Origin of the sequence: Ewingella sp. S1.OA.A_B6, assembly GCF_049889095.1 — a bacterium.
GTDB lineage: Bacteria > Pseudomonadota > Gammaproteobacteria > Enterobacterales > Enterobacteriaceae > Ewingella.
Genome location: NZ_JBLJFK010000001.1, coordinates 623,781 through 645,153, shown reverse-complemented (window position 1 = coordinate 645,153; position 21,373 = coordinate 623,781). Strand labels below are relative to the sequence as shown.

25 protein-coding genes and 1 pseudogene are annotated in these 21,373 nt (G+C 54.0%); 19 read left to right on the top strand and 7 right to left on the bottom strand.

Annotation, left to right across the window (positions count from 1 at the left end; genetic code table 11):
* The first annotated feature begins 333 nt into the window (after positions 1–333).
* From ACMV8I_RS03155 to ACMV8I_RS03080, 16 genes are all read left to right on the top strand, one after another.
* Positions 334–975, top strand: a complete 642-nt coding sequence (locus ACMV8I_RS03155; RefSeq protein ID WP_498863754.1) for a phage baseplate assembly protein V — start codon at positions 334–336, stop codon at positions 973–975.
* Positions 976–995: 20 nt separating this feature from the next.
* On the top strand, positions 996–1,127 hold the full coding sequence (locus ACMV8I_RS03150; RefSeq protein WP_498863753.1) for a hypothetical protein: 132 nt from the start codon (positions 996–998) through the stop codon (positions 1,125–1,127).
* On the top strand, positions 1,114–1,464 hold the full coding sequence (locus tag ACMV8I_RS03145; RefSeq protein ID WP_498863752.1) for a GPW/gp25 family protein: 351 nt from the start codon (positions 1,114–1,116) through the stop codon (positions 1,462–1,464). The genes ACMV8I_RS03150 and ACMV8I_RS03145 overlap by 14 nt, the downstream gene beginning before the upstream one ends.
* A 4-nt stretch (positions 1,465–1,468) precedes the next feature.
* A complete protein-coding gene (locus tag ACMV8I_RS03140) occupies positions 1,469–2,377 on the top strand; it encodes a baseplate assembly protein (RefSeq protein ID WP_498863751.1) in 909 nt (302 codons plus the stop codon).
* Entirely contained in the window at positions 2,370–2,978 is a 609-nt protein-coding gene (locus ACMV8I_RS03135) for a phage tail protein I (protein WP_498863750.1), read from the top strand. The genes ACMV8I_RS03140 and ACMV8I_RS03135 overlap by 8 nt, the downstream gene beginning before the upstream one ends.
* Complete coding sequence (locus ACMV8I_RS03130; RefSeq protein WP_498863749.1) at positions 2,975–4,063, top strand: phage tail-collar fiber domain-containing protein; 1,089 nt, start codon at positions 2,975–2,977, stop codon at positions 4,061–4,063. The genes ACMV8I_RS03135 and ACMV8I_RS03130 overlap by 4 nt, the downstream gene beginning before the upstream one ends.
* Complete coding sequence (locus ACMV8I_RS03125; RefSeq protein ID WP_498863748.1) at positions 4,063–4,659, top strand: tail fiber assembly protein; 597 nt, start codon at positions 4,063–4,065, stop codon at positions 4,657–4,659. Before ACMV8I_RS03130 ends, ACMV8I_RS03125 begins: the two co-directional genes overlap by 1 nt.
* A 157-nt stretch (positions 4,660–4,816) precedes the next feature.
* The gene (locus tag ACMV8I_RS03120) at positions 4,817–5,986 is read left to right on the top strand and encodes a phage tail sheath protein (protein ID WP_498863747.1); all 1,170 of its coding nucleotides are present in this window, start codon (positions 4,817–4,819) and stop codon (positions 5,984–5,986) included.
* Positions 5,987–5,995: 9 nt separating this feature from the next.
* The gene (locus ACMV8I_RS03115; protein ID WP_498863746.1) at positions 5,996–6,508 is read left to right on the top strand and encodes a phage major tail tube protein; all 513 of its coding nucleotides are present in this window, start codon (positions 5,996–5,998) and stop codon (positions 6,506–6,508) included.
* A gap of 68 nt (positions 6,509–6,576) precedes the next feature.
* Entirely contained in the window at positions 6,577–6,867 is a 291-nt protein-coding gene (locus ACMV8I_RS03110) for a phage tail assembly protein (RefSeq protein WP_498863745.1), read from the top strand.
* 32 nt (positions 6,868–6,899) lie between these two features.
* Positions 6,900–7,019, top strand: a complete 120-nt coding sequence (locus ACMV8I_RS03105; RefSeq protein ID WP_498863744.1) for a GpE family phage tail protein — start codon at positions 6,900–6,902, stop codon at positions 7,017–7,019.
* Positions 7,012–9,486: a phage tail tape measure protein gene (locus ACMV8I_RS03100; protein ID WP_498863743.1), complete on the top strand. Its 2,475-nt coding sequence runs from the start codon at positions 7,012–7,014 to the stop codon at positions 9,484–9,486. The genes ACMV8I_RS03105 and ACMV8I_RS03100 overlap by 8 nt, the downstream gene beginning before the upstream one ends.
* A 13-nt stretch (positions 9,487–9,499) precedes the next feature.
* Positions 9,500–9,973, top strand: a complete 474-nt coding sequence (locus ACMV8I_RS03095; RefSeq protein ID WP_498863742.1) for a phage tail protein — start codon at positions 9,500–9,502, stop codon at positions 9,971–9,973.
* Complete coding sequence (locus tag ACMV8I_RS03090; protein WP_498863741.1) at positions 9,970–11,127, top strand: phage late control D family protein; 1,158 nt, start codon at positions 9,970–9,972, stop codon at positions 11,125–11,127. Before ACMV8I_RS03095 ends, ACMV8I_RS03090 begins: the two co-directional genes overlap by 4 nt.
* An 81-nt stretch (positions 11,128–11,208) precedes the next feature.
* A complete protein-coding gene (locus ACMV8I_RS03085; protein WP_498864702.1) occupies positions 11,209–11,430 on the top strand; it encodes a DNA-binding transcriptional regulator in 222 nt (73 codons plus the stop codon).
* 139 nt (positions 11,431–11,569) lie between these two features.
* Complete coding sequence (locus ACMV8I_RS03080; RefSeq protein WP_498863740.1) at positions 11,570–12,625, top strand: phage integrase; 1,056 nt, start codon at positions 11,570–11,572, stop codon at positions 12,623–12,625.
* 313 nt (positions 12,626–12,938) lie between these two features.
* On the opposite strand, the gene ACMV8I_RS03075 is transcribed toward ACMV8I_RS03080, so the two are convergent.
* From ACMV8I_RS03075 to ftnA, 4 genes are all read right to left on the bottom strand, one after another.
* Positions 12,939–13,274: a YebY family protein gene (locus tag ACMV8I_RS03075; RefSeq protein WP_498863739.1), complete on the bottom strand. Its 336-nt coding sequence runs from the start codon at positions 13,272–13,274 to the stop codon at positions 12,939–12,941.
* Positions 13,275–13,325: 51 nt separating this feature from the next.
* Complete coding sequence (gene copD, locus ACMV8I_RS03070; RefSeq protein ID WP_498863738.1) at positions 13,326–14,210, bottom strand: copper homeostasis membrane protein CopD; 885 nt, start codon at positions 14,208–14,210, stop codon at positions 13,326–13,328.
* 3 nt (positions 14,211–14,213) lie between these two features.
* Positions 14,214–14,597 carry a copper homeostasis periplasmic binding protein CopC gene (gene copC / locus ACMV8I_RS03065; RefSeq protein WP_498863737.1) on the bottom strand — a complete coding sequence of 128 codons (384 nt, stop codon included), beginning with the start codon at positions 14,595–14,597 and terminating at the stop codon, positions 14,214–14,216.
* Positions 14,598–14,799: 202 nt separating this feature from the next.
* Entirely contained in the window at positions 14,800–15,306 is a 507-nt protein-coding gene (gene ftnA, locus ACMV8I_RS03060) for a non-heme ferritin (protein ID WP_498863736.1), read from the bottom strand.
* A gap of 453 nt (positions 15,307–15,759) precedes the next feature.
* Here ftnA and ACMV8I_RS03055 point away from each other — a divergent pair, with 453 nt between their 5' ends.
* Positions 15,760–15,990, top strand: a complete 231-nt coding sequence (locus ACMV8I_RS03055) for a DNA polymerase III subunit theta (RefSeq protein ID WP_498863735.1) — start codon at positions 15,760–15,762, stop codon at positions 15,988–15,990.
* Positions 15,991–16,026: 36 nt separating this feature from the next.
* On the opposite strand, the gene pip is transcribed toward ACMV8I_RS03055, so the two are convergent.
* The gene (pip, locus tag ACMV8I_RS03050; RefSeq protein ID WP_498863734.1) at positions 16,027–16,980 is read right to left on the bottom strand and encodes a prolyl aminopeptidase; all 954 of its coding nucleotides are present in this window, start codon (positions 16,978–16,980) and stop codon (positions 16,027–16,029) included.
* 523 nt (positions 16,981–17,503) lie between these two features.
* Here pip and ACMV8I_RS03045 point away from each other — a divergent pair.
* Both ACMV8I_RS03045 and ACMV8I_RS03040 read left to right on the top strand, forming a co-directional pair.
* On the top strand, positions 17,504–18,265 hold the full coding sequence (locus ACMV8I_RS03045; protein ID WP_498863733.1) for a carbon-nitrogen hydrolase family protein: 762 nt from the start codon (positions 17,504–17,506) through the stop codon (positions 18,263–18,265).
* 68 nt (positions 18,266–18,333) lie between these two features.
* Positions 18,334–18,564: pseudogene (locus ACMV8I_RS03040) on the top strand (exodeoxyribonuclease X C-terminal domain-containing protein); the annotation flags it as partial.
* 62 nt (positions 18,565–18,626) lie between these two features.
* Here the strand turns inward: ACMV8I_RS03040 and ACMV8I_RS03035 are convergent.
* Together ACMV8I_RS03035 and yebF are read right to left on the bottom strand one after the other, a co-directional pair.
* Positions 18,627–20,681 carry a S9 family peptidase gene (locus tag ACMV8I_RS03035; RefSeq protein ID WP_498863732.1) on the bottom strand — a complete coding sequence of 685 codons (2,055 nt, stop codon included), beginning with the start codon at positions 20,679–20,681 and terminating at the stop codon, positions 18,627–18,629.
* A gap of 153 nt (positions 20,682–20,834) precedes the next feature.
* Positions 20,835–21,200 (bottom strand): protein YebF, encoded by a 366-nt coding sequence (gene yebF, locus ACMV8I_RS03030; RefSeq protein ID WP_498863731.1) that lies wholly within the window; start codon positions 21,198–21,200, stop codon positions 20,835–20,837.
* Positions 21,201–21,373 lie beyond the last annotated feature (173 nt).

Here is a 21,373-nt window from a genome sequence, read left to right as displayed (position 1 = left end):
CTTGATTTTCGCCTAGTCTTTACCATAGTCATCGTGGTGCTAGCTGTCTGATTAGGGGATTTATGCCCCAAAATTTTCTGGGTATCAACACTTTGGCTCTACTGAAGAGCGTTGTTGGTGGCCTGCCATCCCCCTTTTTTAAGAAGGGCGTTGCGTCGACCCGTTGAACTCACAACTCAAACCAAACTGTCAGATTTAATGATGTTCTACCTACGAAATGTGTCAGCTCAAGTTTGAGCTAATACTCCTCATTCAGTGATCCCCACGTTGTGCCAACTGCCATCAACCCTTCTCAAATTGTATGCCGCCTAACTGGGCGGCATTCTTCTTTACATGAATACATCCCCCAATCAAAACGACGTCCTGCGCCTGCTGCGCAATCTGATCCGCATTGGCACCGTTGCCGAGGTGGACTTAGTCGAAGGCACCTGCCGCGTCGATACCGCCGGTAATAAAACCGACTGGCTGCACTGGCTTACGGCCCGCGCTGGCCGCGCGCGTGTCTGGTGGTCGCCCTCCGTGGGTGAGCAGGTTTTGTTGCTGTCCCTCGGCGGCGAACTGGATACCGCCTTTGTGCTGCCAGGCGTTTTCTCTGACGACTTCCCTGCGCCGTCCGCCTCGGCTGACGCGGTGCATATCGCTTTCCCGGACGGTGCGGTGATCGAGTACGAGCCGGACACCGGCGCGCTGCTGGCGACCGGCATTAAGTCCGCCACGGTCAACGCCTCTGAAAAAGTGGCGGTGACGTCGCCGCTGATCACCTGCGTAGCCACCACCCGCATCACGCTCGACGCCCCGGAGGTGGTGTGCACCAACAAACTGACCACCTCAACCATCGACATTAAGAAAGGCGGTGTCATGACCGGCTCCCTCACGCATTCGGGCGGCAGCATCACCTCCAACGGCGTCGTGCTGCATGCCCATAAGCACGGCGGCGTGCAGACCGGCGGCGGCAATACCTCCACGCCATCATAATGTTAATAAGGAGTAATCAGATGAGTTTAAAAATGTTCCTGACCATTTTCACCGCCTGTGTTTCGGGCGTCATGCTGGCTAAAGGCGTTCATGGTTGGTGGCTGGTCGCGGGTATTGGCCTCTACTGCCTGTATACCGATGGCAAGCGCTAAATACATCGGCATGAGCCGTGGCAATGGGCGCAGCGTCGAAGACCTCGACCATATTCAGCAGTCTATCGCTGACATTCTGGCGACGCCGGTCGGCAGTCGCGTCATGCGCCGTGATTACGGTTCGCTGCTGTCTGAGCTGCTTGACCGCCCGCAGAACGCCGCGCTGCGCCTGCAAATTATGGCCGCGTGCTATGGCGCGATCCTCAAGTGGGAACCGCGCGTAAAACTGACCGGCATCACCTTCGAGACGACGGCTGACGGAAAAATGGTGGTTGATATCACCGGCACCCGCAGCGACACGTCGGATGATGTTTCCCTTACCGTTCCTGTGAGCTAACCCTATGGCAACGATTGACCTCAGCCAGTTACCCGCGCCGGGCGTGGTGGAAGAACTGGATTACGAAACCCTGCTAACCGAGCGCAAAGCCACGCTGATCTCACTTTTCCCGCCAGAGCAGCAGGCCGCTGTCGCCCGCACGCTGACGCTCGAATCTGAACCCATCGTGAAGCTGCTGCAGGAAAACACCTACCGCGAAGTGATCTTACGCCAGCGGGTGAACGAAGCCGCGCAGGCGGTGATGGTGGCTTATGCCGTGGGCGCTGACCTCGACCAGCTCGGCGCAAACCTTAACGTGCCGCGTCTGGTTATGGTCGAGGCGGATACCTCTGCTATCCCGCCGGTATCGGCGGTGATGGAGTCAGACAGCGACTACCGCCGCCGCATCCCGCAGGCGTTTGAAGGGCTGAGCGTGGCGGGGCCAACCGGCGCATATGAGTACCATGCGCGCAGCGCAGACGGGCGCGTGGCCGACGCGTCGGCGATCAGCCCCTCACCGGCCAACGTCACCATTACCGTGCTGTCGCGTGAGAATAACGGCGAGGCCAGCGCCGACCTGCTGGCGAGGGTGGACGCCGCGCTGAACGATGAGGACGTGCGCCCGGTGGCTGACCGCGTCACGGTCCAGTCCGCCTCCATCGTGGATTACGCCATTAACGCCGTGCTGTACCTGTATCCGGGGCCGGAAGCGGAACCCATTCGCGCCGCCGCTGAGGCAAAGCTCGCCGCCTACGTCAGCGCACAAAACCGGCTAGGTCGTGACATTCGCCAGTCAGCTATTTATGCCGCGCTGCACGTTGAAGGGGTGCAGCGGGTTGAGCTGGCCTCACCCCTTGCCGACGTGGTGCTGGACAAAACGCAGGCCGCCTTCTGCACCGGCTATCAGATAACGGTCGGGGGTTCGGATGAGTAGCCGGCTGCTGCCGGTGGGGTCGTCACCGCTGGAAGTTGCCGCCGCCAAAGCCTGCGCAGAGATTGAGGCGCTGCCGGTGCCGCTGCGCAAGTTGTGGAACGCTGACACCTGCCCGCTTTCGCTGCTGCCCTATCTGGCGTGGGCGTGGTCGGTGGACCGCTGGGATGAAAGCTGGCCCGAAGCTACAAAACGGTCAGTGGTGCGGGCCGCGTACTTTGTTCACCGCCACAAGGGCACCCTCGGTTCACTGCGCCGCGTGGTCGAGCCGCTCGGCTACCTCATCAAGGTTATCGAGTGGTGGAAAACCAACGAGACACCCGGCACCTTTCGCCTTGATGTCGGCGTGCTGGACACCGGCATCACGGATGAAATGTATCAGGAGCTGGAGCGGCTAATAGACGACGCGAAGCCGTGCAGCCGCCACCTGATTGGCTTGTCCATCAACCTCGACGTCAGCGGCGGGGTGCCGGTTGCCGTGGCGAGCTACGGCGGCGACCTGCTGACCGTTTACCCCTACACCCCTGAAATCATCACCGTCTCCGGGCCGGGCTATACCGGCGCGGCCATTCACATCATCGACACAGTGAGAATAAACGCATGACCGCAAAATTCTTCGCCCTGCTGACCCATCAGGGAGCCGCTGCGCTTTCGAACGCCGCTGCGCTGGGGACCAAGGTCCAGATAACGCAGATGGGCGTCGGCGACGGCGGCGGCACGCTGCCTACCCCGACCGGTACGCAGACCGCGCTGGTGAACGAAAAGCGCCGCGCCGTGCTCAACGGGCTGAGCGTGGACGCTGCCAACAGCAGTCAGATCATTGCCGAACAAATCATTCCCGAAAACGAGGGCGGATTTTGGATCCGCGAAATTGGCCTGTACGACAGCGACAACACGCTGATTGCCGTGGCGAACTGTCCGGAAACCTATAAGCCGATGCTGGCCGAGGGCAGCGGCCGCACGCAGACCGTGCGCATGATTTTAATCATCAACAGCACCGACGCGGTGACGCTAAAAATCGACCCGTCGGTGGTGCTGGCCACGCGCCAGTACGTGGATGACAAGGCGATTGAGGTGAAAACCTATGCAGATGACCTGATGGCTAAACATCTTGGCGCTGCAAATCCTCATAGCCAATATGCGCCCAAGGTCAGTCCGGCACTTACCGGCACGCCGACCGCGCCGACGGCGGTGAAGGGAGCTAGCTCAACGCAGATTGCCTCGACCGCATTTGTTCAAACAGCGCTGTCACCACTGGCAGATGCTGCGCTGCCCGTTGGGGTACCCGTACCCTGGCCGCTGGCAACCGCGCCAGCCGGTTGGCTGAAATGCAACGGTGCCACGTTTGATAAAACGAAATACTCAGTGCTTGCGGCGGTATTTCCGTCCGGTAATTTACCTGATTTGCGGGGCGTGTTTATTCGTGGCTGGGATGATGGTCGGGGGCTGGATAGCGGGCGCGCAGTGTTGTCCTACGCCACGGATAAAATGAGGAAGCATACCCATGCTTTTTTGTTTGGTAATGGCACGGGTCCCCATACACCGGCCGTTTATGAAGGGTCTCGACAATCCACTGACTCACTTTATTACGCGACTGCCGGGAGCGATGGCCTTTACATCTCCGAAGAGGGCCAGAATGAAACGGCACCTTGTAACATCGCATTTAACTATATTGTGAGGGCGGCATAATGGTTCAGGCTGTTTTAAACAAAGCGCAGATTGCTACTGTGGCGGGTGATATCACGGTATTTAACTACGATAGCGTGACCCATGAGTATCTCTCCTCATCGGTTGAGCTTTTGCCCGTTGGTGTGGGTGTCCCGGCTAACGCCTGCACAGATGCACCGGGTGAGCGCAAGCCGGGGTTTGCCCTTTGCCGAAAGGCTGATGCCTCAGGCTGGGAGTACGTTGTCGACCATCGTGGTGAAACGGTTTATAGCACCGAGAATGGCAAATCTCAGGCGGTCATGGCACTGGGCCATTATCCTGAAGGGACAACCGTTGTGAAACCGGCCAGCCCGTTTGATCAATGGGACGGAGAACGATGGGTCACGGACAGCGTTGCGCAGGAGGCCGCTGCGGTGACGGTGGCAGAAAATGAAAAACGCCGCTTGCAGTCAGAGGCGGAACGCATTATTTCCCCGCTCAGCACGGCGGTTAAGTACCAGATGGCCACCGAGGCCGAGGCGATAACGCTGTCTGACTGGGAAAAATATACGGTGCTGTTAAGCCGTGTCGATACCCGACTCGCCCCCGCGATTAGCTGGCCCAAACCCCCCGCCTGACCCCAGCCCCGCAAGGGGCTTTTTTGTTGGTATCGAACACCGTCAATGCCGCCGGTGCTGCAGCTCCGTTGTGCTATCCCTCCCACACCCTCCCCGCCGTGCCTGCTCTCTCACAACGCGCGATGATTGACGCCTCACTTATCATCGAGAGAACAACATGGCTGATTACCACCACGGCGTCCGGGTTGTCGAAATCAACGACGGCACCCGCGTCATTTCCACCGTTTCAACGGCGATCATCGGCATGGTCTGCACCGCCGAAGATGCTGATCCGACAGTCTTCCCCCTCGACACGCCGGTTTTAATCACTAACGTGTTGACCGCCGCAGGCAAGGCGGGCAAGCAAGGCACGCTGTCCGCGTCACTGCTGGCGATTGCCAATCAGTCGAAGCCGGTTGTGGTGGTGGTGCGCGTTAAAGAAGGTGAAGACGACGCCGCCACGACCACCAACCTCATCGGCGGCACCGACGCCACCGGCATGTATACCGGCATGAAAGCGCTGTTAGGCGCGCAGGCCGAGCTGGGCGTAAAACCGCGCATCCTCGGCGTGCCTGGGTTAGATAACCTGGCCGTGGCGACGGCGCTGGCGGCTATCTGCCAGCAGCTGCGCGCTTTTGGTTACATCAGCGCCTACGGCTGTAAAACCGTGCCTGACGTCCTCAAATATCGCGAGAATTTCAGCCAGCGTGAACTGATGCTGATCTGGCCTGACTTTGTGGCGTGGAACAGCGTAACCAGCGCCAGCGACACCGCTGCGGCCACCGCCTACGCGCTGGGCCTGCGCGCCAAAATTGATAACGACACCGGCTGGCATAAAACCCTGTCCAACGTCGGCGTCAACGGCGTCACCGGCCTGTCTGCCAGCGTCTACTGGGATTTGCAGACCACCGGCACCGACGCGGACCTGCTCAACGAGGCCGGCGTGACCACGCTCATTCGCAAAGAAGGCTTTAAGTTCTGGGGTAACCGCACCTGTACTGACGATCCGCTGTTTGCCTTCGAGAACTACACCCGCACCGCGCAGGTATTGGCGGACACCCTGGCCGAGGCGCACCTGTGGGCGGTGGACCGGCCCATGACCCCGACGCTTATCCGCGACATGATCGCAGGCATCAACGCCAAATTCCGCGAAATGAAATCGGCGGGCTACCTCATTGACGGCAGTTGTTGGTATGACACCGACGCCAACACCGTCGACACCCTCAAGGCCGGTAAGCTGTTCGTGGATTACGACTTTACGCCGGTCCCGCCGCTGGAAGATCTGACCCTGCGCCAGCGCATCACTGATAAATATCTGGCGACGTTCGCCACGGCCATTAACGGCTAAGGAACCCTCATGGCTCTGCCTAAAAAACTGAAATACCTCAACCTGTTCAACGACGGCAACAGCTATCTGGGCGTGGTGTCCTCGCTGACCCTGCCCAAGCTGACCCGCAAGCTGGAGAACTATCGCGGCGGCGGCATGAACGGCGCGGCCGCGATTGATTTCGGGCTGGACGACGACGCGCTGGCGCTGGAATGGACCATTGGCGGTCTGGATGAACTGGTGCTGCAACAGTGGGGCAGCACCTCGGACATTCCGCTGCGCTTTGCCGGTTCGTTCCAGCGTGACGACACCGGCGACGTCTCCGCCGTCGAGGTACAGATGCGCGGGCGGCACAAAGAGTTTGATTTTGGTGAGTACAAACAGGGCGAAGACACGGAAACCAAAGTGTCCACGCAATGCACCTATTTCAAACTGACCATTGACGGCAAAGACCTGATCGAAGTCGACGTCGTCAACATGGTCGAGATCGTCAACGGCGTTGACCGCCTTGAGCAGCACCGCAAAGCCATCGGCCTGGTGTAACCCGACATAACTGTCGGCATCGTGTCCCGCTGCCGACCCTTTCCAGCACAATAAAGAGACTAGCAACCGTGAAAAATACCCCAGCCGTAAACGACAACATCGTGATTTTGGATGAACCTATCAAGCGCGGCGACCAGCTGATCGAGCAGGTCGAGGTCATCAAGCCCAACGCCGGACACCTGCGCGGCATCGGCCTTGCCTCGCTGGCCAATGCCGATGTGGATACGCTGACGGTGGTGCTGCCGCGCATCACGCTGCCCGCGTTGACTACCCAGGACTGTAAAACCCTGAGCCTGCCGGACCTGATTGCACTGGCGGGCAAGGTGGTCGGTTTTTTGTCGCCGAAATCGGCACAGTAAAACTTCCGTCCTCTTTGGGCGTTGATGACCTGATGGCGGATATTGCGGTGATTTTTCACTGGCCTCCGTCAGAAATGAACGGCATGACGCTGACCGAGCTGTGTGGCTGGCGTCAAAAAGCCTTAACGCGCAGCGGGGCCACCGGTGAGTAATTTAAAATTAGAGGTGCTGTTAAAGGCGGTTGACCAGGCTACGCGTCCGTTCAAAGCCGTCCAGGCGGCGAGTAAAGCGCTGTCTGCAGATATTCACCGTTCTCAGGCCGCGCTCAAAGATCTGAACGGGCAGGCCGGGCGCATTGACGGATTCAGAAAATCCAGTGCGCAACTCGCCGTAACGGCTCAGAAACTCAAGGATGCCAAAGCGGAAGCGCAGGCGCTGGCGATCCAGTTTAGAAATACGGCCAACCCGACCCGCGCACAAGCGCAAGCAATGGAGTCCGCCAGGCGCGCCGCCTCGACGTTGCAGACCCAATTTAACGGCCTGCGGCAATCCGTGCAGCGTCAACGCACCGAACTGTCTCAGGCCGGTATCAGTACCCGCAATCTGTCGGAGTCTGAGCGCCGACTGAGAACCTCCATCAGTGAAACCACGGCTCAACTTAACCGTCAACGTGAATCTCTGGCGCGCGTGAGCGCACAGCAGGCCAGGCTGAATGCGGTGAGGGGCCGTTATCAGGCAGGCAAACAACTTGCCGGAAGCGTTACCGCCGCCGGTGCTGCGGGTCTGGGTATTGCGGCAGCAGGAACCGCGGCGGGGGCGGGCATGCTTAAGCCGGGTTATGACTTTGCCCTGAAAAACTCTGAACTCCAGGCAACGCTGGGGCTTTCCAAAGACTCGGCGGACATGCTGGCATTACGCACCCAAGCGCGTCAGCTCGGGGACAATACCGCTGCATCAGCCGATGATGCCGCCGCCGCACAAATCATCGTCGCGAAATCCGGCGCGGACAAAGACGGGATCCTGGCGGCGACGCCGACTATCTTGAGCCTTTCTCTGGCAAACAAACGCACCATGGAGGAAAACGCCACCCTGCTGATGGGGGTGAAATCCGCGTTTGGTATGACAAACGACACGGTGGCACACATCGGTGATGTGCTTTCCACGGCGATGAATAAATCCGCCGCCACCTTTGAAGGGCTGTCTGACACCATGACCTACGCCGCGCCGGTGGCAAAGCAGGCCGGGATCAGCGTGGAAGAAACCGCCGCGATGGCGGCGGCACTGGCGGACGCCAAAATTACCGGCTCCATGGCCGGCACCGGCGCTCGCGCTGTGATCACTCGCTTGCAGGCACCCACCGGCACGGCCGGTGCCGCGCTCGGCGAACTCGGGGTAAAAACAGCAGACCGCAAAGGTAATATGCGCCCGCTGTTCACCATCCTGAAAGAAATGCAAAAGAGTTTTGAGAAAAACAAACTCGGTTCGTCCCAGCGTGCGCAGTACATGAAAGCCATCTTTGGTGAGGAAGCCAGTTCGGCAGCGGCGGTGCTGATGGGGGATGCCTCATCCGGCAAGCTGGATAAACTCAGCCAGGCGCTTAAAACCTCGGACGGGAAAACTGAGGAACTGGTGACGGTGATGCAGGACAACCTCGGCGGTGACTTTAAAGAGTTTCAGTCAGCCTATGAGGCGGTGGGTACTGACCTGTTTGATCAGCAGGATTCATCACTGCGCAAACTGGTTCAAACCGCCACCGGCTATGTCCTCAAACTGGATAAGTGGATTGTGAATAATAAAGCCCTGGCAACCACCCTCGGCAAGATTGCCGGGGGTGCGCTGCTGGTTATTGGTGCTCTTGGCATTTTCGGCTTAGTTGCTGGTCCGGTTATTGGCGGTCTCAACCTGATCATTGCCGCTGCCAGTATGCTCTGGACCCTCCTTGGCACGGTGGGCGGCACACTTGCCACGGTGATCGGTGGCCTCACGTGGCCGATTGTGGCCGTAGGTGTTGCGATTGTCGCCGGTGCGCTGCTTATCCGCAAATACTGGGAGCCGATCAGCGCCTTCTTTGCAGGCGTTATTGAAGGTCTGGGCATTGCCTTTGCGCCGATAAAAGAATTGTTTGCGCCTCTCCAGCCGGTTTTTGACTGGCTCGGTGATAAGTTAAAAAGGGTCTGGCAATGGTTCAAAGACCTGATTGAGCCGGTGAAATCCACCCAGGACACGCTGAACAACTGTAAGGACGCGGGTGTGATGTTCGGGCAGGCCATTGCAAACGCGCTGACCATGCCGTTACAGGCATTCAACAAACTTCGCCAGGGCGTTGACTGGCTGCTGGAAAAACTCGGCATCATTAAGGATGAATCAGCGGACATTGATAAGAACGCGGATAAAGCCGATCAGCGGTCAAGGTCAGGGGCTAATGCCGACTCTGCGGATCCTTCTCAGGATAATCCCGGTCTAATCAGTCCGCCTGCCGGGGGGCTGCTTGGTGGTGGCTACGCCCCCGTGTCAGTGGGTGGCGGGCGCAGTTACATCGACCGGAGCACGCACAGTTATCAGATCTCGGCGGGTGCCGGTTTGGGTGGTCAAGACACCAGCCGCCAAATCCGCCTCGCGCTGGAAGCCCGCGACCGCGCACGCGCCGCGCAGCAGCGTTCTCGTATGGACAATGATTAAGGAGATAGTTGGCATGATGTTAACACTCGGGCTGTTTGTGTTTCAGTTGCAGACCCTTCCTTACCAAAGCTTGCAGCGTGACGTCGATTATCGCTGGCCCACGAATAACCGTATTGGCTTGCGTCCTCTGCCGCAGTTCCTCGGTGTGAATGAGGAGAAAGTGACGCTGTCAGGCGTGCTGATGCCTGAGATCACGGGCGGACGTCTGTCCCTGATGGCTCTGAATCTGATGGCGGATCAGGGAAAGGCGTGGCCTTTGCTGGAAGGCAGCGGCACCATTTATGGGATGTTTGTGGTCAACAGCATTAGCGAAACGCGTACGGAGTTTTTCTCCAGTGGCGCGCCGCGCAAGATTGAATTTACGCTGACGCTGACCCGCGTTGATGAGTCTCTGGCATCCATGTTCGGGGATATGAAAACTCAGGCCGACGGATTGCTGGATCAGGTCGGTGGTTTAACCGGTCAGTTGGGGGGCTTGTTGTCATGATCACTGATATGCCTATCGGAGCCGGAGCGCAGCTTGCGCCGGACTTTACTGTGACCGTTAGCGGGAAAGACATTACGCAAGATGTTAGTCGGCGTCTGATTGCCATGACGCTGACCGATAACCGGGGGTTTGACGCTGACCAGCTCGACATTGAGCTGAGTGATGCTGATGGCCTTTTGGATATGCCGCCGCGAGGTGCTGTGATCAATATTGCGCTCGGCTGGAAAGGTCAGCCGTTGACGAACAAAGGCGATTTCACGGTGGATGAAGTCGAGCACCGAGGTGTGCCGGATACACTGACCCTTCGCGCCCGCAGCGCAGATTATCGCGGCTCCCTGAATTCACGCCGCGACAACTCCTATCACGCCACCACGCTGGAGGCTATTGTCTCCGCCGTGGCATTGCGCAATAACCTTAAACCCGTGCTGGCTCAGCCATTCAAAGGTGTGGCGGTATCCCATATCGACCAAACCCAGGAATCGGATACGAAATTCATCACCCGCCTTGCTGAGCTGAATGGCGCAGTGGTGGCTATCAAGGCCGGTAATATGCTGTTCATCAAGCCAGGTGCGGCGGTGACTGCCAGCGGGAAGCCCATTGCGAAAATAACGATCACTCGCAGCGACGGTGACGGTCATACATTTAATATTGCTGACCGGGGCGCTTACACCGGCGTGTCGGCAAGCTGGTTACACACCAAAGACCCAAAGCCGAAAAAGGTTAAGCTACAGCGCAAGCCGAAGTTTAAGCAGTTGCGCGCGCTGCAACATCCGGCGGCGAAAAAAGTGAAAGCCAAAGTCCAGAAAGCGCCGGAAGATAAAGCCGGTGACTATCTGGCGGGCAGTGAAGACAACGTGTTTTCGATAACCACGGTTTATGCCACGAAGAAAGCCGCGATGCGTGCCGCACAATCTAAGTGGGAGAAGTTGCAGCGTGGTGTCGCCGAGTTCTCGATCTCCCTGGCGCGTGGCCGTGCCGACCTGTTCCCCGAAACGCCGATAGCGGTATCCGGGTTTAAATCCGTGATCGACGCGCAGCCGTGGATAATCAGCAAAGTGACGCACAACCTAAATAACAGCGGATACACCACCGGCCTTGAACTGGAGGTGCTGCTGTCAGATGTGAGTTACGAAGCAACAGAGGCGGATGTGTAAAAGACTGTAATGCCAGATGTATGTTTTCAGGTTTGGCATACAATGCGCGAAAATGACTACTCTGACACCATGGTGATTAAAATGATGCACTGCCCGAAATGCCAGCAAGCCGCTCATGCCCGTTCAAGCCGTTACCTGAGTCTTAGCACCAAAGAACGCTATCACCAGTGTCAGAATATCAATTGCAGCTGTACATTCAAAACCTATGAGTCCATCGACAGCATCATTGTTGAGCCGGGCGCCATTCACGCCGTCGCGATCCACCCGGACAAAAACAATCAGCAATCCTTCCAGATGCACTGAAAACCAAACTCGCGAAAGCGGGTTTTTCTTTTATTGATTCAACGTATTACCCCCCTTCCATGTATACGAAATACTAAATCATACGTTTACACTGGTTTTATATACAGTTAAATTCCTCCATTCAGCAATGGAGGATGTGATGAGTGTTCGTAAACTGCCAACAGGCAAATGGTTATGTGAGTGCTATCCGAACGGACGCGAAGGCAAGCGCTGCCGCAAACAGTTTGATTCCAAAGGTGAAGCGATCTCTTTTGAGACTTACACAATGGAACAGGCGAAAAATAAGCCCTGGCTGGGTGAAAAGGAAGACCGCCGTAAACTCAGCGAGTTAGTCGATCTCTGGTACAACCTGCACGGCTGTTCTCTGAATGATAAAAAGGGACGGCTAGGTAAGTTGAAAATCATCAGCAAGGGAATGGGTGATCCCATTGCCAGCGCGATTACACCGAGAGACTGGGCGCATTATCGCGATCAGCGATTGCGGGGTGAGATTGATAACGGCTATAGCACCAGCCTCGCTACCAGAAAAGTATCTACCGGGACTATCAACTGCGAGCATGCTTTTTTACGTGCGGTATTCAACGAACTGAAACGCCTGGGAGAATGGTCACTTCCCAATCCTATCGAAAATATCAGGGAATTTGATCAGCCAGAACGCGAAATGGCATGGCTTAGCCAGGAGCAAATTTTGCGGCTGATGGCGGCCTGTGAAAAACATGGAAATCCAGAGTTAACGCTGATAGTTAAAGTCTGCCTTTCAACCGGTTCACGCTGGAATGAAGCCGCAAAACTAAAAGGCTCACAGATATCGCCGTATAAACTCACGTTCATCAACACCAAAGGTAAGAAAAACCGCACGGTTCCCCTTGCCCGCCCTCTTTATGACGAACTCATTGCACGTGAAGGCGCGCCCTTCTCGCCTTGCTACAAACAATTTTATCGGGTGATCAAGCTGGCGGGTATTCAACTGCCCGAAGGTCAGATGACGCACGTTCTGCGCCACACGTTCGCCAGCCACTTTATGATGGGCGGCGGTAATATCATTGTTTTGCAGCGCATCCTGGGACATTCGGACATCAGGGTTACCATGCGTTATGCGCATTTCGCTCCCGATCACCTGGAAGACGCGATTCATCTGAATCCATTGGCTCGTTTCATTGGCGGCAAAGTGGCGGCAGAAAGTCCTAATCAGTAGAACTCTGTATAACTGAGGGGGATGTAACTACTTGTTTTATCGGTAAGTTGCTGTTTTTAAAGCTGTGCAAAAAAAAGACCGAATACGATTCCTATATTCGGTCTAGGGAAATGGCTCTTGGGAGAGAGCCGTGCGCTAAAAGTTGGCATTGATACAGGCGGTTAAGCCGTACAACTTAAAGCGTAGTTGAGTGCTGGTTATTTTCCAGCCAACTTGCAACTAAGTGATAATAACAACGCTAAATTAATGTCACTTTGTGATAGCAATCTCATAGCACTGCATTAACAACAAAGCATCAGGCGTCGTTTGTCTTTTAACAGAGCGTTTCAGCTTTAGCGATAAAAGGTGAGATGTTCATCTTCTGCCCTGGATTTTTCGGGTCATCAAGCAAAATTTTCTCCAGCGGAACGGCCTGAACCTGTCCGGCTTTCACTTGCGCTCTCGCCACATCATTCAACGGATACTGAGCCAGCGTGCTGTCATTAATGACAAACAGTGCTTTGCCTGACCGACATTGCAGCATGACTTCTTCACGGGTGAATGCCCAGTCTTTGCCATATTGCAAACGGGTAACCGTTGCCAGTTCTGGTGCAGCCAAGCTGCTGGCGGAGAGTGCCATAAGCAGACAGGCAAGGAGTGACTTCCTCATGATTATTCCTTAATTTTCTTCTCAAAATTACGGGTAAAAATTTGTCAGGTCTTAACGCGGTGCCAACGTGGCAAACCAGCTAACCAGCAACAAGACAATCAGTGACAACCCTATCTCAATCCAGGTCGCTGCAACCAGGCGTCGGTGTGCAAGCTGCGGATTCACCGTCATCAGCGGTACGAGCCTGTATCGGTTGTAAAGTGCCACGCCCACCATACAGGCCACCAGCGCGGTTTTCCCCAATAGTAGCATCTGATAGAGAGATGAAAAATCCGTCGGCCAGCGCTGCAATATAATCGCACCGTTAAGTACACCGGTTATAATAACTACCCCCACAGCAACGTGCCCGCAGGTCGAAAATCGGATCAGCGTAGTGACCGCATAGGGACGCATCTCCTGGTGCTCAACGTGATGTAAACACCACAACAGCGGTATCAGGCTGCCAAACCAATAAGCGGCACTGAGCAAATGAACGGCATGGTTGCTTCGCTGGATAATGCCCAGCAGGCCTCCGTGCATTGCCGCGTGTCCAACTAATGCCAGGCTTAATACAAGCACTATGCTAGCCAGCATGAGCATTACCGCACGTCCGGGTAGCCAGCCCATCAAGCAAACCAGCAGCGTCACAGCCGTCAGTAACAGATGCCAACGCCAAACCTCACCGAAGGTCGTGGTAAGCACCAGCAACCAGACATTGAGATTCAGGCAGTCTTGCCAGCCGTTGCCCATCAGGCCCGCCTGAATGGACAACATGCCAATCGATGTCAGCGCAGCTACACCGGCGGAGAACGTGAGCAGGCGTTCATTCTGGCAAAGTAATCCTGCAGCAAAAGCGCGAGGTGCGAGTAATGTCACCATGACGCTGATGCCAAAAATCTGCATCAGCGAAGCAAAATGAACAAAACGGCACAGGATAAACAGAGTGGCAAGCGTCATCGCTTACTTCACTGTGAAACTGTACTGCCCTTCCGTTTTATGACCATCGACGGAAACGACATGCCATGAAACATTGTATTTGCCAACACTGAGTGTTGAGGTCAGTGGCACGATAGCCTGCGTATTGTCATTGGCAGCCAGTGCCAGTGCGCCGGTCGACACCGTTTTTTTATCCGGGCCAGTTATCGTGACTTGACTGAAATTAGGCTCGATCCCCTCACTGAATCCTAAAGAGAGCTCAGTAGGCGCAGTTTTGAGGGTGGTATCAGCGGCAGGCGTCTCAGTTTTTAAATGCGCATGAGCGAAGGCCTGTTGCGATATCAGCCCTGTAACAAGAATGGCGGTGGTTGCCAGAACACGGCACAGAGATGAGGATTTTTTCGACATGACTTTTCCTTAGCTTTCTGGTTGAGGGATTTTATCGCCGCAACTTTAGCGCAAAGTAGCCTTGTGAGTCTGTCAAATTTAAGCGGTTGGGAGGGATGATCTGAATGCGTGCCGCGTTTAGCACCTTTTAGCACAAAAAAACCGCAGCCATCTGGCGTTTATCATGCCAGACACACTGCGGTTTACTCTTCAACTCAGGTTATCAGACAACGGGCATCTGGGCGGCCATGGTTTTAAGATCTTTATCCACGAAGAATAGACCGTTGCCGGTATTGCTGACCAGACCGAGTTTATCCAGTACGGATTTGAACAGCGTTTCCTCTTCATGTTGCTCTGCCACATACCACTGCAGGAAGTTGAAGGAAGAATAATCTTTCATGGTCATCGCCAGATCGGCAAGTTCGTTGATTTTATTGGTGATGTGTTGCTCATGTTCATAAGTCTGCTGGAATAAGTCAGACAGAGAATCGAACTCGACTGGCGGTGCAGAAATGGCACCCAGCAACGGCAACGCACCGGTATCGCTGACATATTTAAACAGGCGGTGCATGTGGCCCATCTCTTCCTGCGAGTGTTTCATCAGGAATGCAGCAGCACCTTCGAACCCCTTATCACTGCACCATGCACTCATTTGCAGATATAAGTTGGCAGAATAAAACTCAAGGTTCAGCTGTTCGTTAAGCTGATCGATCATTTCTTTTTTAAGCATGGTAGCTCCATGAAATTGGCGTGATAGCAGGATGAATTAATTATTTTAAGCATTATGCCGCTCATCCAACAAAATAAAAACAGCCGTTTCACATATATACCCAATTCAATAACAATTAATTTTAACTTATTGTTTTTATTGAGTTTAAATATTCACTTCAAATCTTATTGAGAAGTATTTACAGGAGATTAAATATTAAAGAGAATCATTATTATTCTTTGTATTGTTTATTATCATGTGATTTTATGAAAATTAATCCACTATTATTTTGGAATGGTTATCATTATCAAAATAAATTATTTCTCATCCCGCAATACTTATTGCGAATGAGATTGGCTATGTCCGCAGCGTCATGAGCGTAAAAGTCCAGCCTGAGCATTCACCCGGACCACAGGGTCGGGTACAATACACGCGTATCCGGTACACACGTAACAGAGACTTCAGGAAAGTATAATGAGCAGTAATCTGGCAGAGCTAACCAAAGAAGAGATGGACAAGATTAACATCGATCTTGCAGCTTCCGGCGTGGCATTTAAAGAGCGCTACAATATGCCCGTGGTGGCAGAAATGACCGAACGCGAGCAGCCTGAACCTCTGCGGGCCTATTTCCGTGAGCGTGTGGCGCATTACCGCGCGCTATCCCACCAGTTCTCCCGGCTGCCGTACGAACCTAAACAAAAATAATCTGCGTTTCGCCGACAGACGTAAAGCCTGCATTACCTAGCCGCGGGCAAACCGCTGATTGGCACAGATAAGCTGATCGAGGATCCCCGGCTCATCGAACGAGTGCCCCGCACCTTCGATGATATGCAATTCTGCTTCGGGCCATGCCTGCGCCAGGTCCCAGGCATTTTGTACCTGACAGGCCATATCGTAGCGCCCATGGACAATCACCGCTGGAATATGGCGGATGCGCGTAACGTTCTGCAACAACTGGTCATCGCTGTCCATAAAGCCCATATGCGTGAAGTAATGATTTTCGATGCGCGCAAAAGCCAATGCAAATTCATCCTCACCGAATGAAGCGGCCTCCTCGGTCGGTAACAATGTCACCGTCTCCCCTTCCCATAAACTCCATATTTTTGCCGCTTGTAACTGAACAGCACGGTCTGGTGAAGTGAGACGCATGCGGTAGGCCGCCATGACGTCCTGGCGCTCTTGATCAGACAGGATCGATATCATGCGCTGCCACTTGTCAGGAAAGAAACGTGATGCGCCTTCCTGATAATACCAGTCCAGCTCCTGCTTTCTCAGCGTGAAAATGCCACGCAATACCATTTCGCTGACGTGTTCAGGATGCGTTTGTGCATAGGCAAGCGCTAATGTAGCCCCCCACGAACCGCCAAATACCAGCCACTTTTCCGCCCCAACGATCTGACGCAGTCGTTCAATATCCTCGACCAGATGCCACGTTGTGTTGTTGTCCAGACTGGCGTGAGGCTTAGAACGCCCGCAACCACGCTGGTCAAATAGCATAACGTCATAATCATTCGGGTCAAACAGCTGACGGTGTACCGCCGAACAGCCACCGCCCGGTCCGCCATGAATAAAAACAGCCGGTTTTCCCTGCGGGTTTCCGCTGCGTTCCCAATAAATTTGATGACCGTCGCCGGTATCCAACATCCCGCTAGCGTAAGCGACTCTCGGAGGATATAACCCTTTGAATTTCGTCATTGTGCTTCCTGTTCTATATTTTTTAGAGTATCAACGATGTTCTTAGCCTATAGCCATAACAGCGCATAGTAAGGAAGCGGTCAACCAACAACAGGTTGTTAACACTAAAAAAAAGGCTTTTTTCGATTGCTGGTGCAGTAATTGTGCAACCTGTACAATGGGCGTACAGTACACGCTGAAAAACACGTCGATAAAAGGCACGCTCTGGACAATAACTTTAATATAAACAGTTAGTTGAGCGAAAGTCATTCCGCATCTCTTGCATGTTGGCGGAAATTAGCAGTAAATAGGTGAGCAACCCAATCCACTGGTTTTAGAGAGGCGATCATGAGTAAAGGAATGGATAGCAAAAAGAATGCGAAGAAGAAGCCGCTGAAAACTCCAGCCGAGAAAAAAGCTGAAAAGAAAGCCAAAAAAGCATCTGCGTAACGTTTGATTTGTAAACTTTGCGCTTCGTATTGAGACAAACCCGCTTATAGCGGGTTTTTTTGTTTAGTTTCAGCCCTGTTCGCGAGGAAAAGCTATGAATGACATGATTATTGCGGCTGCTCAATTACGCTGTGCCGCCGGTGATATTGACGACAATATTCAGCGCCATCTGCAAACCGCGGAACAGGCAGCTGCGCATAACGTCGATTTTTTGCTGTTTCCTGAACTGTCGCTCACGGGTTACGAACCGGAGATGGCTGATCAACTGGCAATAACACTTCAGGATCCGCGCCTGGCTCACCTTCGTGAAAGCGCAATGAAACACAAAATGACATTGGTGTGCGGCGCACCGCTGCGCTCCAGCGATGCTGACGTCTTATATATAGGCGCAATTGTTTTTGCGCCTGACGGCACGCTCTATTCTTATACCAAACAGCATTTACATGACCAGGAAGCGGTTATCTTTACCGCCGGTCAGGGTGGCCCATTATTGCAGGTGCAACAGCATCAGATTGGCCTGGCGATTTGTGCCGATATCCTTTCTGACTCTCACCCACAGCATGCCGCCGACACTGGCGCGACAGTATATGCAGCGGGTGTACTCATCACGAAAAAAAGCTATCCGCTGGAAAGCAGCATGTTGCAACGTTATGCTGAAAAATACCGCATGGTCGTTGTGCTGGCTAATCATTGCGCGCCCACGGGCGTCTGGGAGCCTGGAGGTCAAAGCGCTATCTGGGATGAGACTGGCCATCTGATAATTGCAGCACCTGATAGCGGCGACGCATTGGCCATTGCCCGAAAAACTGACGCAGGATGGTTGGGAGAAATACAACGCTTAACGCTGGCAGCGTAATGCCGGCTAAAAGGAGAAATCAGGTATGACATTCCGGGTTATTGATACGGAAACCTGCGGTCTTGATGGCGGCATTGCTGCAAAGAATTATCGCCGATTCAGGATGGACCGCTGAGCAGATGGCGGAGATCAGTAACTGCCCTGTTTTGTTGCGGATGCTGAAATTTGGCAAATATCGCGGGCAGAAAATTGAAGACATCGCAGAGCAGGATCCGGACTATCTGCGCTGGATGTTGAAGTCCATCAAGGCGTTAAGCGGGGATATGCGTTTCAGCATCGAACATTATTTGTCTAAGTAGAACCGCTTAAATAAGGCAGCCCCCATAATAAAATGGAAGCTGCCTGCAGTAGAATTGGCTACTTATTTATCCGCCAGAGCCAGCACGAAGGCATATTCGAGTGCAATATCTTCGTAAGCCTTGAAACGCCCTGACTTACCGCCGTGCCCTGAATCCATGTCGGTATACATCAGCAGCTGATTATCGTTCGTTTTTACATCCCGTAGCTTAGCCACCCACTTGGCTGGCTCCCAGTATTGCACCTGAGAGTCATGCAAACCGGTGGTCACCAACATGTGCGGATAATCCTGCGCTTTCACCTGATCATACGGGCTGTATTGCAGAATATAATCGTAGAAAGTTTTATCATTCGGATTGCCCCACTCGTCATATTCTCCGGTGGTCAGCGGGATGGTCTCATCAAGCATAGTGGTCACCACGTCAACAAACGGCACCTGCGCCACAATGCCACGGTAGAGTTCTGGTGCCTGATTGATCACAGCCCCCATCAGCAAGCCTCCCGCGCTGCCCCCCATCGCATACACCTGACCGGCATCGCCATATCCCTTCTCCACCAGTGTTTTGGTCACGTCGATAAAGTCGTGGAAGGTGTTCATTTTGTGAAGTAGCTTACCATCCTCATACCACTGCTGACCCAACTCCGCACCGCCGCGGATATGCGCCAAAGCAAACACAAAACCACGGTCCAGCAGACTCAGGCGGCTACCGCTGAAGGCGGGATCCATACTGCTGCCATAAGAACCGTAACCATAAACCATCAGCGGGTTACTGTTGGTTTTGAATAAATCATGACGGTACACTAGTGAAACCGGCACTTTTACGCCGTCGCGTGAGTCAATCCAGACGCGTTCGCTACAGTAGTTCGCCGCATCGAAATTTTTCACTTCCTGCTGCTTAAGCAGCGTACGCTCGCCGGTATCCAGATTCAGTTCGAACAATGAACTTGGCGTAGTCATTGATGAGTAGCCGTAGCGCAACAGTGCGGTGTCAGGCTCGGGGTTATAAGCCAGCCAGGTAACATAGGTCGGGTCATCGAAGGCCAGCGATTTTTCTTCACCACTTTGCCAGTGGATCTGTCGCAAGTGGGTCAGCCCCTGCTCGCGCTCCTCCACCACCAGCCAGTCACGGAACAGGCTGAAGCCCTCAAGCATCACCGCATCACGCGGCGCGATCAGCATTTGCCACTGCGCCTCAATGTTATCCGCACTTTTGTACAGACCGAAATTTTTGCCATCTTTACTGGCCTTGATATCTCGGTTGGAGCGGATATAAAAATGCCCCTGATAATGGTCAAGTGCATATTCGTGGTCTTTACGTCGGGCCAGGAACATCTGTGGGGTAGCCTGCGGATCGCTGGCATCCAGCAGCAGCACTTCTGACGTCGTAGTGCTATCGAGATGGATCAAGATGTACTTTTCTGAGGTCGTTTTATCAAGCCCGACATAAAACGTGTCATCTTTCTCTTCATACACTAACTGGTCAGTTTTAGGGTTAGTCCCAACGGTATGACGATAAACCTGATACGGCAGCAGGGTTTTCTTGTGTTTGCGCACGTAGTACAGCGTTTGCGAATCATTGGCCCACTCACTGCCGCCCGACGTGTTCTTCAGCACATCATCAGCCCAACTGTCATCCGTCAGGTTTTTGATGCGAATGTCGTACTGACGGCGGGAGAGGAAGTCTTCCGATACCGCCATGCGCTGATTATCCGGGCTGATATCCAACCCACCGAGCGTATAAAACTCGCTGTCGCTGGCCCGTTCATTACCATCAATCAGCGTATGCCATGCTTCACTTTCGGCAGCAGGCTGGCGCAGGTAAATAGCATATTCATTGCCCGGCTCGTAGCGGGTTTGGTAACGGAAACCTTGTTTCACGTAAGGCACCGAGTGATCCTGCTGGGCAATGCGCGCCACCATTTCTTCATATAGCGTTTCACGCAGCACCTGATACGGCTGTAAAGCCTGCTCAGTAAAGGCATTTTCGGCAGTGAGATAATTTAGGACATCGGCATCGGTGCGGTCATCGTCGCGCAGCCAGTAGTAGTCATCGATGCGGTTTTCACCATGAATGGTGAGCATTTTTGGGCGTTTTTCAGCCTTCGGTGGTGTCATCATCTCGCCTTATCTCAATGTTCTTGATTGTGCGACCAGAGTGACAGGTTTATGCAGGTAAACCAAGCGGTAAGGGGAATAGGACGGGAATGGAAAGCATACAAAAAACGCCGACAGGCAAGGCCATGGCGACGCTAAGGTAAGCTATTTAGCAGATTATTGCGGGTTACCGTAAGTGATTTCGCCCAGTTGGCAATTAAGCGTAACCGGATAAGTTTTGTCGGTGTGATCACCACGTGCTTTAACCGGAACGCTCCATTTGGCATTGTCACCCGTAATGCTGTCAGGTGAGATCCATACCACCGGCGTTGAGGTGCCAAGGATTTTCTTATCTGCATCCCATCGGGTGATGCGGTTTTGCAGGAAATCACGTTTCACCAGCGCGGCGATTTCATCTTTGCTGGCATTGCTGCACGGCGCGATAGTCGCGGTTCGGTTTTCAGTTTCCGCCGCCTGCGCGATATGCACCACACTGCTCAATCCAGCCACTGCTATTAATGCGCCAACTATTACTGTTTTCATGTACCGTCTCCTGATCGCTATTTTCAATCCCTGGTGACCACTGGATGGACTAATATCCTTATTCCGCAAAGGGTCATCGTTAACGGGGACATAATAATCCCGAACAAGGACATAACACAACGTTAACATGAAGGCCGTACATTAAGCACATGACCAAATTCATTGGCGTTGCA